At 35.2% G+C, this 13,367-nt stretch carries 10 protein-coding genes and 1 riboswitch; of the genes, 2 read left to right on the top strand and 8 right to left on the bottom strand.

The genetic code is table 11. The features are described from left to right. Positions 1-50: 50 nt before the first annotated feature. From ACMDB5_RS02485 to ACMDB5_RS02515, 7 genes are all read right to left on the bottom strand, one after another. Entirely contained in the window at positions 51-461 is a 411-nt protein-coding gene (locus ACMDB5_RS02485; protein WP_413999440.1) for an RrF2 family transcriptional regulator, read from the bottom strand. A 151-nt stretch (positions 462-612) separates the two neighbouring features. Beyond that, positions 613-1,785, bottom strand: a complete 1,173-nt coding sequence (locus tag ACMDB5_RS02490) for a trans-sulfuration enzyme family protein (protein ID WP_413999441.1) — start codon at positions 1,783-1,785, stop codon at positions 613-615. A gap of 27 nt (positions 1,786-1,812) precedes the next feature. Further along, entirely contained in the window at positions 1,813-2,241 is a 429-nt protein-coding gene (locus ACMDB5_RS02495) for an OsmC family protein (RefSeq protein ID WP_413999442.1), read from the bottom strand. Between the two features lie 55 nt (positions 2,242-2,296). After that, the gene (gene thrA, locus ACMDB5_RS02500) at positions 2,297-4,711 is read right to left on the bottom strand and encodes a bifunctional aspartate kinase/homoserine dehydrogenase I (protein ID WP_413999443.1); all 2,415 of its coding nucleotides are present in this window, start codon (positions 4,709-4,711) and stop codon (positions 2,297-2,299) included. A gap of 23 nt (positions 4,712-4,734) precedes the next feature. Next, positions 4,735-5,697, bottom strand: a complete 963-nt coding sequence (locus ACMDB5_RS02505; RefSeq protein ID WP_413999444.1) for an alpha/beta fold hydrolase — start codon at positions 5,695-5,697, stop codon at positions 4,735-4,737. Between the two features lie 79 nt (positions 5,698-5,776). Then, a riboswitch (SAM riboswitch) is annotated at positions 5,777-5,883 on the bottom strand. A 179-nt stretch (positions 5,884-6,062) separates the two neighbouring features. Continuing rightward, entirely contained in the window at positions 6,063-6,266 is a 204-nt protein-coding gene (locus ACMDB5_RS02510) for a hypothetical protein (protein ID WP_413999445.1), read from the bottom strand. A gap of 595 nt (positions 6,267-6,861) precedes the next feature. Beyond that, on the bottom strand, positions 6,862-8,136 hold the full coding sequence (locus ACMDB5_RS02515) for an O-acetylhomoserine aminocarboxypropyltransferase/cysteine synthase family protein (RefSeq protein ID WP_413999446.1): 1,275 nt from the start codon (positions 8,134-8,136) through the stop codon (positions 6,862-6,864). 518 nt (positions 8,137-8,654) lie between these two features. Here ACMDB5_RS02515 and metK point away from each other — a divergent pair. Together metK and ACMDB5_RS02525 are read left to right on the top strand one after the other, a co-directional pair. Next, complete coding sequence (gene metK, locus ACMDB5_RS02520; protein WP_413999447.1) at positions 8,655-9,905, top strand: methionine adenosyltransferase; 1,251 nt, start codon at positions 8,655-8,657, stop codon at positions 9,903-9,905. 232 nt (positions 9,906-10,137) lie between these two features. After that, on the top strand, positions 10,138-10,752 hold the full coding sequence (locus ACMDB5_RS02525) for a deoxynucleoside kinase (RefSeq protein WP_413999448.1): 615 nt from the start codon (positions 10,138-10,140) through the stop codon (positions 10,750-10,752). A 93-nt stretch (positions 10,753-10,845) separates the two neighbouring features. Here the strand turns inward: ACMDB5_RS02525 and ACMDB5_RS02530 are convergent, their stop codons facing one another. After that, complete coding sequence (locus ACMDB5_RS02530; protein WP_413999449.1) at positions 10,846-13,311, bottom strand: sodium-translocating pyrophosphatase; 2,466 nt, start codon at positions 13,309-13,311, stop codon at positions 10,846-10,848. Positions 13,312-13,367: the final 56 nt, after the last annotated feature.

The raw sequence follows: 13,367 nt of genomic DNA on the forward strand, positions 1-13,367 counted from the left end.
AGTAATGCTTTTTATTAAATTACAAATTTTTTTTTAGATTATTTTACGGTTTAAAAAGCGATATCAGCCAGAGTATTATTTTCTAATATCATCAAGGTATTGTCTCGTACTTCGGTCATTAGCCTCCGAACAGCACAAGTAGCTTCATCGGTACAGTCTTCACATTTTTCATAAAAATTATGACTGGCGCAAGGTAGAAGCGCAATGGGACCCTCGAGAATTCGATAGACATGAGCCATATTAATGTCTTTTGGCTCTTTGATGAGGTAATAACCGCCACCTTTTCCTTTTTTGGCACCCAAAAAACCCGAATTACGCAATAATAACAAAATACTTTCTAAAAATTTAGTCGAAATGTTTTCACTTTTTGCAATCTCTGCAATTTGAACTGGCGTTTGATCTTTCTGGCGAGCCAAAAAAGTCAAAGCCTTTATTCCGTATTTTGTTTTTTTAGAAAGCATAATTAACGATTTTTGATTTAAGAATGATGATCAACGATTTTTGATTTAAAAAAACATCAATTGTTTTAAATTCAAACACCAAATCTACAATCTTTTTTAGCGACAATCATCAAATCTAAAATCAAAAATCGTTTATCAAAAATTGAAAATCTTATGAAAGTGCCTGTTCTAAATCGGCAATTACATCTTTAACAGTTTCCAAACCTACAGAAACGCGCACCAAACCATCGGTGATACTTACCGCTAACCTTTCTTCAACAGATAATTTGCTGTGTGTTGTTGATGCCGGATGTGTAACGATTGTTCTGGTATCTCCTAAATTTGCAGAAAGCGAACACAATTTAATTTTATTCAAAAAAGCCCTTCCAGCTTCAATTCCGCCTTTTATTTCAAAAGCTACAATATTCCCACCAAGACTCATTTGTTTTTTGGCAATTTCATATTGCGGATGCGATTTCAAGAACGGATATTTTACTGTATTCACATTTGGATGGTTTTCGAGAAACTCTGCCACTTTCATCGCATTTTCGCAATGTTTCTCTACGCGAACGGCTAATGTTTCTAAACTTTTCGACAATACCCAAGCATTGAAAGGAGACATTGAAGGTCCTGTATTTCTCGAAAATAAATAAATTTGTCTTATCAAATCTTCATTTCCTACGGTAACTCCGCCAAGAACTCTTCCTTGCCCGTCAATTAATTTTGTAGCAGAATGAATGACCAAATGAGCTCCAAATTTAATTGGATTCTGGATATAAGGTGTCGCAAAACAGTTGTCGATAATCAATATCAGATTGTGTTTTTTGGCAATATTTCCCAATAATTCTAAATCGATAATATCTACCGCCGGATTCGTTGGCGACTCAGCATACAAAATTTTAGTATTAGGCTTAATAAAGCTCTCAATGGTTTCCGGTTTGTCAATATCAAAATACGAAGTTTCGATATTCCATTTTGGAAAATAAGTTGTAAACAACGCATGGGTTGACCCAAAAACACTACCCGCAGAAACGATATGATCACCTGATTTTAACAAGGCTGCAAAAGTAGAATAAACCGCTGCCATCCCTGTAGCATAGGCATAACCTGCTTCGGCACCTTCCATTTTGCAAATTTTCTCTACAAATTCAGTTGTGTTTGGATTGCTAAAACGACTGTAAATATTTCTTTCTTTTTCTTCCGTAAAAGAAGCACGCATATCTTCGGCATCTTCAAATACAAAACTGGATGATAAATACAAAGGCACCGAATGCTCTAAATATTGGGTTCTTTCTAATTGACTGCGTATGGCTTGGGTTTCAAAACCAAATTCTTGTTCGTTCATTTTTTTATTTTCTTTTACAAATGGCTATTAACCAAGTGTTATATTATTCAAAACTACTTTATAATGTATTGTTGCCGTGGGTTCTAATGTTTTAGAAACGGAACAGTATTTCTCGAAAGAAAGCTGTGCCGCTCTTAAAGCTTTTTCTTCGTTTATAGGTCCTTCCAAGAAGAAAACTACAGTAATATTCTTGAACGGTTTGGCTTCTCCAACTTGCACTCTTTCGCCCTCAACTTCCGCTTTGAAAGAAGTAATTTCCTGGCGTTGCTTTTTTAAAATCGAAATCATATCAATCGCGCTACAACCAGCAACTCCCATCAATACTAATTCCATTGGGCTTGGTCCCATATCATTCCCGCCAAATTCAGGACGACTATCTACATTTACTATATGTCCACGCTCATTTTTTAATTCAAAGTGGAAATTATCGTTTATTCTGTTTAATGTTATTTTCATTTTGTATCTTTTTTATATCTAAATTCAAAAATCATTACTCTGCGATCTGAAATCCTTATCCTTTATCCGACAATCTCAAAACATCTCCAAAAACACCTCTCGCCGTAACTGCCGATCCGGCTCCAGCTCCCTGAATCACGATTGGTCGGTCTCCGTAAGATTCCGTGTAAATTTCGAAGAAAGAGTCTGATCCTTTCAATCCGCCTAGCGCCGTATCAGATGGAACCGAAACTAATTTTACTTCTAGATTTCCTTTGTCGTTTTGTAAATCTCCAGACAATTCGCCTATATATCTCAAAACGTGATTTGGCTTTTGTTCGCTTTTTATCTTATCATAAATTGGGTCAAATTCCTTCAATTTATTTAGAAAATCAGAAACATCGCCTTCACGTAAATGTTCCGGAATAAGATTCTGAATCCCAATTTCTTCAAATTCATTTTGCAAATCCAATTCTCTTGCTAAAATCAATAGTTTACGTCCTACATCATTACCGCATAAATCTTCTCTTGGATCCGGTTCTGTGTACCCATTATCAATTGCTTCTTTCAAAATTTCACTAAAAGGAGCATCCTTGGCTGAGAAATTATTGAACAAATAACTCAATGTGCCAGAAAAAACGCCTTTAATTTTGGTGATATTTTCACCAGAAAGATGCAGTAATTTTATAGTATCTATCAACGGCAGACCAGCACCAACATTAGTTTCATAAAGATAACTCTTTTGATTATCCGCCAATACCTTTCTTAAATCTTTGTAAAACTTATAACTTAATGTGTTGGCAACTTTGTTAGAAGATATTAAATCAAAACTGTTTTCGGCCAATCTTACATAATTCTCAACGAAATCAGCACTTGCCGTATTATCTATTGCAATTAAATTCTCCAGATGATGTTCATTTGCATAAGCGATAACATCATCAATTGTATACGAAAAGCCGTTAGTTTGTATTTCGTTTATCCAATTTGGTGATACTCCGTTTTTATTCAAAAGGATATTTTTTGAATTGGCAATCGCAAAAACATTCAATTTAATTCCTTTTCTTTTCTCGATTGTTTCAGCAGATTCCAATATCTGGTTAATCAAAGTTCCTCCAACCAAACCATGGCCAAAAACGGCAATATTATTTTTCTTTGAAACTCCAAAAATCTCTCCGTGAATAACATTCAGCGCTTTGTTCAGTTGGTGCTTATAAACCACCAAACTAACATTCTTACCCGTCACCGTATTATTGAAAAGTATAGGAACAATTTTATTCTTGATTAATGCCGTATAAGGCTTGTAAAACGTACTTAAATCCTGACCAATAATTGAAATTACAGAAACATTATCGGTCACCGTAATTTTATTGACATCCTTTGAATAGAAATCATTTTCAAATTCTTTTTCAAGTTCAATCATCGCTTTGGTCGCTTTATCAGCGGCTACCACTAACCCAATCCCTCTTTCAGATGATCCTTGTGATATGATACTTACGCTGATATCATTATCTCCCATCACTCTAAAAATACGGGCATCAACACCGGTTTTCCCTAATAAACCTCTTCCTTCAAGATTCACCAAAGCCACATTTTCTAATACAGAAAGCGTTTTAATTCCTGCTTCATTCGAATTAGATGTGATTAGCGTTCCTTTATTTTCGTGATTAAAGGTGTTTAAAATACGAAGTGGAATGTTTTTTTCCAATAAAGGAATAATCGTTTTAGCATGTAATATCGTTGCACCAAAATTGGCTAACTCATTGGCCTCATTAAAGGTCAAATGATCAATTTTTTTAGCATCCAAAACCAAATCTGGGTTGGCTGTGTAAATTCCATCCACATGAGTATAGCTCTGAAGTTCTTCGGCGTCTAAATAATTCGCCAGTAAAGAAGCGGTGTAATTACTGCCATTTCTTCCTAAAGTAGTCGTGTCATTGTTGTTATTTGAACCAATAAAACCAGTGACAATATTTACTGTGGTCCCATTATTTTGTTTAAAGTGTTGAATAACATTTTTCTTGGAAAGTTGTTCAAGCGGTTGCGCATCACCAAATTTAGAATCGGTTTTTAGCAAAACTCTTGAATCCGTAAAATGAGCATTTATTCCTTTAGAAACCAAAATAGCCGTCAGTAATTTTGCCGAAATCAATTCTCCCTTAGAAAGAACCTGATCTTTTATTTTGGTACTATAATCTCCAATTAGGCTAATCCCTTCAAAAAGTTTTTCCAATATTTGGAATTCTTCAGACAAATCTACTTCTTGATATTCTCCGTTTTGATATTTTTTAAAATCTTCAAATAAAGGCTTGTAATCTCCGTTTTCGGATGCAATTCTTAGTATATCTTCTAATTCATCTGTTGCATTTCCACGAGCTGAAACTACAACCGCAATTTGCTCTCCTTGATTTACTTTGTCAACTATGATCGAAACAACTTTACTTATTCCTTCACCATTAGATAGTGATTTACCTCCAAATTTTAATATTTTCATTTTACTATGTTTTATAATTGCCATTAAAAAATATCGGCAAGTAAATTATTTAATTGTTCGTATTCGATCAAAAAGGCGTCGTGCCCGTGTACCGATTCAATTTCCTGATAAGATACATTGATATTGAGTTTCTTTAATTCCTGATAGGTTTCTTTATTTTCTTTTGCCGTAAAAAACAAGTCCGAATTAATTCCAATAATGTGAATTGAGGCTTCTATTCTCGAAGCCAGAACTTCAAATGAATCCGTGTTTCTGCTAACATCAATTGTTTTTAGCAATTGGTTCATCATCTTATACGAAGACAGTTGAAACCGTTTTTGTAGTTTTTCTCCATGATGAATAAGCCAACTTTCAACATTAAAAATTGCTAATTCTTCGTTTTTGGTTCTTTGAAATTTTTCTTTGAAAGATTCCGGAGTACGATAACACATCATGGCGTGCGTCCTGGCATCTTCAATAGGTTTACAAGAATTATTTAGGATTTGTTCTTGCAAAAAACAATTGGCAATCAACCAATCAGTAGCTTTCCAATCGGTAGCAATAGGAATTAAATGTTTGGTGATTTTAGGCTCTAAGGCAATCATCTCCCAAGCAATCCCACCACCTACTGAACCACCAATTAAAGCATACAATTGATCAATTTTAAGAAATTGAATCCCTTGGATGAATAATTTAGCGATATCTCTGGCCTTAAAATCTAAATAATTATCTATAGTCGTTTTATCATAACCATTACCCGGTATGTTAAAAGCAATTACGGTATATTTATTAGTGTCTATTGTTTTATTGTCACCAATTAAATCATTCCACCAGCCATCATTCCCTACAACACGAGAATTGCCCGTTAAAGCATGATTGACCAAAACGATAGGAGCTGTGTTTAATGCCGGTCCAAAAACTTCATAAGTTAAGTTTAAGACAGGATAAACAACGCCACTTTCGGTGGTGAAATTTTTTATAGTAATAGGATTGAGTTTATTTTCCAATTTCAAATCTTTTAAAATTTTGATCTGTGTCTGGAAATATTAGAAAGAAAAAGCTAGAAATAAACTAGGAGAATTCTTGTTGTTATCTTTCCACTTGAGTGTGGTAGAATGCAGCACCTTCTTCGATTTCTCGAAGGGTTGCTAAGGCTTCATTGGGTCTAATCCCTCTGCCTTTCTTTATAACATTTCAGTACGTTTGTGAACTTATTGGCGCAAATTAACTACATTTTTTGTTAATAACCAAACAAAAATGCCTTAGATTTTATTCTTAAAATAGTACAAACACAAAAACGCAAGGCAACACCGAACATTGCTATTCAGAAATTACTTGCGATTAAGTCACTATAAAATTGGGAAAAACCCAACTATATAAAAAGAGTGTCATTTTCTTTTGAATACATCAAAAACTGTAATGAATTGGATTGTTTTTTTAAATCCTTTTCATCAGTTGCATCCAATCCTAATCTCGGATTAATTAAATCATTTTCTGATAAATTAACTCTACTTCTTTTGTTTCTTAAATTCCTAAAGAAATTAAATTTTTCGCTAAATGTGTTTTTTGTGCTCATCGTACTTATTGTTTTGGTTATTCTTTATTTTAAAATCAATGCTTGCTTATTATTAAAAATGTTTTCTTAGATAGTATAAAAAAACCCTTTTGGATAAAATACCAAAAGGGTTTAAGTAATGTATACCTACACTTTTGGAAATCAACATCCTTCTACAAGAAATTTTGTAGAAAGTGATTTACTATTTTTAATGACGCATTTATTCATCGTGTGTGTTTTATTTTGAAACATATTATATTAAAAAAGCCTCCCAATGCTATTTACTATTGAGAGGCTCTTGCTATAGATGTGTAAATTGAAAGCAATTACAACCCGGCAGATTCCTCCGAAATATTTTTAACCTTTTTGCAAATCTTAAAATTCATTTTTTGTTTTTTCTTGATATACAAATATGGCTATTTTTTCTCTATTTTCCAAATATCTTAAGCCTATTTAACGTTAGTTTAGCAAAAAAACACTATTTAGCTATTTAGTTAACAATCTAATAACAAATAAGCTAGAACTAACTTCCAAAACCAAACGTTTTATATTATTTTAAATCAATACGCCAAAAATGACTTTCGAATTAGTCCGCTGAATAAATTCACTTTTAAAACTACAAACTATCAAAAACTGCTTTTAAATCTGCTTTCAAATCATCAATATCTTCTAAACCTACTGACAAGCGAATTAAATCCTGAGTAACACCCGAAGCGACTTGCTGGTCTGCCGATAATTGTTGATGCGTTGTACTTGCAGGATGAATAATTAAAGACTTCGTATCTCCAATATTGGCTAAAAGCGAAAACAGCTTGGTTTCATCAGCTACTTTTTTGGCAGCTTCAAAACCTCCCTTTAAACCAAAGGTTAGCAAACCGTTTTGTCCTTTTGGCAAATAAGTTTGCGCTAAATCATAATACTTACTTGACTTTAATCCTGGATAATTTACCCAAGCCACTGCATCTTGATCTTCTAACCATTGTGCTAAAGCCAAACCGTTTTCACTGTGTTTCTGCACGCGAAGCGGCAAAGTCTCTAAACCTTGGATAATTTGAAATGCATTAAACGGACTCAAAGCCGCACCAAAATCACGTAAACCTTCAATTCTAGCTTTTGCAATAAAAGCAGCATTACCCAATGCTTCATGATAAATTAAACCATGATAGCCCGCAGCTGGTTCTGTAAATTCCGGAAACTTACCACTGCTCCAGTCAAAAGTTCCTGCATCAATAATAGCGCCTCCCAATGAAGTTCCGTTACCTGCAATGTATTTCGTCAACGAATGAACAACAATATTTGCACCGTATGTAATAGGATTTAATAAATAAGGAGAAGCCACAGTGTTATCAACCATGAATGGTACTCGAAATGCTTTGGCTTGCGCCGAGATCGCCTTTAAGTCCAAAACATCTAGTTTAGGATTCCCTAAAGATTCTGCAAAAAATACTCTTGTATTTTCTTGAGCAGCTTTAGTAAAATTAGTCGGATCAGAAGGATCTACAAAAGTAGTTGTGATTCCTAATCTAGGCAAAGTAACACTTAGCAAATTATAAGTCCCTCCATACAAACTGTTAGATGCTACAATATGATCGCCGGCCCTAAGCAAAACAAGCAAAGCAGTTGTGATAGCTGCTGTTCCTGATGCCGTAACCACCGCAGCGATTCCACCTTCCAAAGCAGCCAAACGCTGTTCCAAAATATCGTTTGTAGGATTATTTAATCTTGTATAAATATAACCCGTTTCTGCTAAACCAAATAAATTAGCCGCATGTTCTGAGTTATTAAAAACATAAGAACTAGTTTGATAAATAGGAACCGCTCTTGTTCCTCCGTGTTGTCTAACATCATGCCCAGCATGCAAAGCCTTAGTTGCAAAATTTTGTGTACTCATTGTGTTTGATTTTATTTAGTTAATAGTTTTTAGATTATAATTTGAATTAATTTCATAAAAAAACCCCTGCGGTTAGCAGAGGTCTCAATTATATATTTTAGATTTTTAAAACTATACAATAGCGAACTCTGCGGAATACTCCGGCATCATAAAACACATATTGTTAGTAATAAATTTCATTTTTCTATTATTTGATAATAGCAAATTTGCAAACTATTTTTGATGTGACCAAATAAAAACGAATATATTTACAAAGCCTATAGAATAACTAGGATATGTTAAATATATTAATTTAAATTAAAAAAAGATTAAGTTTAATTTGCAATTCAAAATGGTTTCATACATTTGCACCCGAATACAAGAGGAAAAATTTGAACTGATTGCAACCTCTTCATAATGAAACGAATTCATTATGAATACTGAATGTTTTTCAGTAGAAAAAATGCTAAAGCAGAAACTCTTCTTTAGCACTATTTTGCAACTATTTTTTCCTCGCTTAATTTTAAACAACAATTATTATGGCCTATTTATTTACGTCAGAATCTGTGAGTGAAGGACATCCAGACAAAATTGCAGATCAAATTTCGGACGCATTAATTGATAACTTTTTAGCATTTGACCCCGAATCAAAAGTGGCTTGCGAGACTCTGGTTACAACTGGACAAGTAATATTGGCCGGAGAAGTAAAATCAAACACCTACTTAGACGTACAAAATATTGCTCGTGAGGTAATCAGAAAAATTGGTTACACGAAAAGTGAATATATGTTTGAAGCTAATTCTTGTGGAATTCTTTCTGCAATTCACGAACAATCAGCTGACATAAACCAAGGAGTTGATAGAGCCAATCCTGAAGAGCAAGGTGCTGGTGACCAAGGAATGATGTTTGGTTACGCAACAAACGAAACAGACAACTACATGCCTTTGGCACTTGATTTATCTCATAAATTATTGCAGGAATTAGCTATTTTAAGACGCGAAAATAATGAAATCACTTATTTACGTCCAGATGCTAAATCTCAGGTAACTTTAGAATACAGCGACGACAACAAACCAACTCGTATTGATGCGATTGTAATTTCGACACAACACGATGATTTTGACGAAGAAGCAGTAATGCTTGCCAAAATCAAAAAAGATATCATCGAGATCTTGATCCCAAGAATCATTGCCAAAAATCCTAAACAAGCGCATTTATTCAATGATAAAATCCAATACCACATTAACCCAACAGGGAAATTTGTAATTGGAGGACCTCACGGAGATACCGGACTTACAGGAAGAAAAATCATTGTGGATACTTACGGTGGAAAAGGTGCTCACGGTGGTGGCGCATTCTCCGGTAAAGATCCAAGTAAAGTAGATAGAAGTGCTGCTTATGCTACACGTCATATTGCTAAAAACTTGGTTGCTGCAGGCGTTGCTGAAGAAATCTTAGTTCAGGTTTCTTACGCTATTGGTGTTGCAAAACCAATGGGTATTTTCATCGATACTTACGGAACATCTAAAGTAAACTTAACCAATGGTGAAATTGCAAAAAAAGTAGAAGCTATCTTCGATATGCGTCCTTATTTTATTGAGCAACGTTTGAAACTAAGAAATCCTATTTACAGCGAAACAGCTGCTTACGGACACATGGGACGTACGCCTGAAACAGTAACAAAAACTTTCTCTGCTCCAGGTGGAAACGAAAAAACAGTTACAGTTGAATTGTTTACTTGGGAAAAATTAGATTTCGTTGACCAAGTAAAAACGGCTTTCGGATTGTAATAAATAAGATCGGATTATTTTATAAAAAAGCCATTCATTGATCATGAATGGCTTTTTTATGTTCTAAAACTATAAAAAACAAATATTTTTTTTAGTAGTCAAAGACTTATATAAAAATCAGAGGAAGAAAATTAAAATTTCGAAAAACGTTTGAAAAATTCAGCAATAGAGAGCAAATTTTATCTATTTTTACAATTAAGTAATTTACAAATTATAAAATCATAACAGCGTAATGCACATAGCAGTAGCAGGAAACATAGGGTCTGGAAAAACAACTTTAACACGTTTATTGGCGAAACACTTTAAATGGGAACCCCATTTTGAAGATGTGGTAGACAATCCATATTTGGATGATTTTTATCACCAAATGGAACGTTGGTCTTTTAATTTGCAAATCTACTTCTTGAATAGTCGTTTTCGTCAGGTGATGCAAATTCGCGAAAGCGGTAAAAAAATAATTCAGGACAGAACCATTTATGAAGATGCTCATATTTTTGCACCCAATCTTTATTCGATGGGACTGATGACCAATAGGGATTTCCAAAATTATTCTTCTCTTTTTGAATTAATGGAATCTACGGTTAAAGCGCCTGATTTATTAATCTACCTAAGAAGCTCTATCCCGAATCTTGTGGGACAAATTCACAAACGCGGCCGTGAGTACGAATCTACTATTTCTATTGATTATTTGAGTCGTTTGAATGAACGCTACGAGGCATGGATTCATACTTACGACAGAGGTAAATTACTTATTATTGATGTAGACAACATCAACTTTGTTGACAGACCCGAAGACTTAGGAAATATTATAAATCGAATAGATGCCGAGATAAACGGGTTATTTTAATCCTCTTGCCTCACCTTCAAAGAAATAAAGTAAATCTTTTTAAAATAAAAATGCCCCACGAAAGTGAGGCATTTTCTTTATAATCAAGTTAAATTAATTTTTCAACGCGTCAATTTTGGCCTGAACCTCAGCATCCGTTCCTTCAAAAACATGAACTTCTGATTTCCCATTTGTGGTCGTTTTGATTGTCGCTTTCACTTTCCCATTAATATTTACTTTTTCAATAGAAACTTCTTTAGAAGTCGTTTCGGCTTTCATTGCGTCTGGCTTCATGTGTTCGCATTTTGCATTGGTACAACCTTTGGCCAGACATTCTTCTTTAGACATTGATGTACATGCTCCCATAGTAATACAACAGCTGGCTTTATCAGAAATCGTATGACTACCGTCACCTAAAATTGGTGCCATAACTAATCCAATCAAACAAGTCAATTTTATTAAGATATTCATCGACGGCCCAGAAGTATCCTTGAATGGATCACCAACCGTATCTCCTGTCACAGCAGCTTTATGCGCATCTGAACCTTTATAAGTCATTTCGCCATTAATCATAACACCGGCTTCAAATGATTTCTTGGCATTATCCCAAGCGCCTCCTGCATTATTTTGAAAAACAGCCCAAAGAACGCCCGAAACAGTAACTCCAGCCATATAGCCCCCTAACATTTCGGCAATCAATTGATTATTGCCACCATAAACTAATTTCCCTAAAAGCACAATCGCAATTGGAAAACCAATGGTTAATATCCCCGGCAGCATCATTTCTCTTAAAGCCGCTTTGGTTGAAATATCAACGCATTTTGCATATTCTGGTTTTCCAGTTCCCTCCATAATCCCTGGAATTTCTTTGAACTGACGACGCACTTCATACACCATATCCATAGCTGCTTTACCCACTGAGTTCATCGCCAAAGCCGAAAAAACAACAGGTATCATTCCGCCCACAAATAACATCGCCAGAACTGGTGCTTTAAAAATATTGATCCCGTCAATTCCTGTAAAAGTTACATAAGCCGCAAATAGAGCCAATGAAGTCAATGCTGCCGATGCAATAGCAAACCCTTTTCCGGTTGCAGCAGTTGTATTCCCCACAGAATCCAAAATATCGGTACGGGTACGCACTTCTTTAGGCAATTCGCTCATCTCGGCAATTCCTCCTGCATTATCAGAAATTGGACCAAAAGCATCGATTGCTAATTGCATTGCTGTTGTTGCCATCATCGCCGAAGCCGCCAATGCCACACCATAAAATCCTGCAAATGCATAAGAAGTCCAAATAGCAGCAGCGAACAATAATACTGTTGGAAAAGTAGATATCATTCCCGTTGCTAAACCTGCAATCACGTTAGTTCCCGCACCTGTACTCGATTTTTGAACAATTGCCATAACCGGCTTTGTACCTAAACCTGTATAATATTCCGTAACTGAAGAAATCACCCCACCAACTACTAAACCTACGATTGTAGCATAAAAAACCCTCATAGATGAAATATCCTGGCTTCCTTCACCGAAAAACTCCATATTCATAGTTTCCGGTAACATATATTGTACTAAAAAGAAACAAGCAATAGCAGTTAGCGCAATAGAAACCCAGTTCCCTATATTCAATGCTTTTTGAACTTGTGCTTCTTTTGCATTTTCATCAGTAATTTTTACAAGCATGGTTCCAATGATAGAAAATAAAATTCCGAAACCGGCAATAGTCATTGGTAATAAAATAGGCCCTATTCCGCCAAAAGCGTCTTGAATATTTCCGCCCATGTCTTTAATGACGTAATTCCCAAGAACCATCGCTGCCAAAACGGTGGCCACGTAAGAACCAAATAAATCCGCTCCCATTCCGGCAACATCACCTACGTTATCCCCCACATTATCCGCAATTGTAGCCGGATTACGAGGATCGTCTTCTGGAATTCCGGCCTCAACCTTACCTACTAAATCAGCACCAACATCAGCAGCTTTTGTATAAATTCCGCCACCAACTCTTGCAAACAAGGCAATAGATTCTGCTCCAAGAGAAAATCCAGCCAATGTTTCCAGTACCACGGTCATGTCTTCGGTAGAAGTCCAGCTTCCGTTCATAAAAAAATGAAAAAAGAAAATAAAAAAAGAAGTCAAACCCAGAACGGCTAAACCGGCAACACCCAATCCCATTACGGTTCCTCCTCCAAAAGATACTTTCAACGCCTGAGGCAAACTCGTACGAGCGGCTTGTGTTGTTCTTACATTTGTTTTAGTTGCTATCTTCATACCCATATTCCCGGCAAGAGCAGAGAAAAAGGCTCCAAAAACAAAAGCAACCACTATTAATAGATGTGTTTTAACCCCTGATATAAATGTTATTCCTGCTAAAACTATACTGGCCAAAAGCACAAAAACGGCTAATAATCTATATTCGGCCTTAAGGAAGGCAAGTGCCCCTTCATAAATGTAATCTGAAATCTCTTTCATCTTTCCATCGCCGGCATCTTGTTTTAAAACCCATGTGCGTTTAACCCACATAAATAAAAGCCCTACAATTGCCATGATTATTGGCAAATAAATCATAATTGTATTCATAAATTCGTTTTGGTTTTTTGGTTAATAATCAACACTATTAAAAACGAATTTAAACA

The organism is Flavobacterium sp. W1B (assembly GCF_047344965.1).
GTDB lineage: Bacteria > Bacteroidota > Bacteroidia > Flavobacteriales > Flavobacteriaceae > Flavobacterium.

Bases quoted from the DNA above. Each gene is read 5' to 3' on its own strand.
- ACMDB5_RS02485 (WP_413999440.1), bottom strand. From the start codon at position 461: ATGCTTTCTAAAAAAACAAAATACGGAATAAAGGCTTTGACTTTTTTG.
- ACMDB5_RS02490 (WP_413999441.1), bottom strand. From the start codon at position 1,785: ATGAACGAACAAGAATTTGGTTTTGAAACCCAAGCCATACGCAGTCAA.
- ACMDB5_RS02495 (WP_413999442.1), bottom strand. From the start codon at position 2,241: ATGAAAATAACATTAAACAGAATAAACGATAATTTCCACTTTGAATTA.
- thrA (WP_413999443.1), bottom strand. From the start codon at position 4,711: ATGAAAATATTAAAATTTGGAGGTAAATCACTATCTAATGGTGAAGGA.
- ACMDB5_RS02510 (WP_413999445.1), bottom strand. From the start codon at position 6,266: ATGAGCACAAAAAACACATTTAGCGAAAAATTTAATTTCTTTAGGAAT.
- ACMDB5_RS02515 (WP_413999446.1), bottom strand. From the start codon at position 8,136: ATGAGTACACAAAATTTTGCAACTAAGGCTTTGCATGCTGGGCATGAT.
- metK (WP_413999447.1), top strand. From the start codon at position 8,655: ATGGCCTATTTATTTACGTCAGAATCTGTGAGTGAAGGACATCCAGAC.
- ACMDB5_RS02525 (WP_413999448.1), top strand. From the start codon at position 10,138: ATGCACATAGCAGTAGCAGGAAACATAGGGTCTGGAAAAACAACTTTA.
- ACMDB5_RS02530 (WP_413999449.1), bottom strand. From the start codon at position 13,311: ATGAATACAATTATGATTTATTTGCCAATAATCATGGCAATTGTAGGG.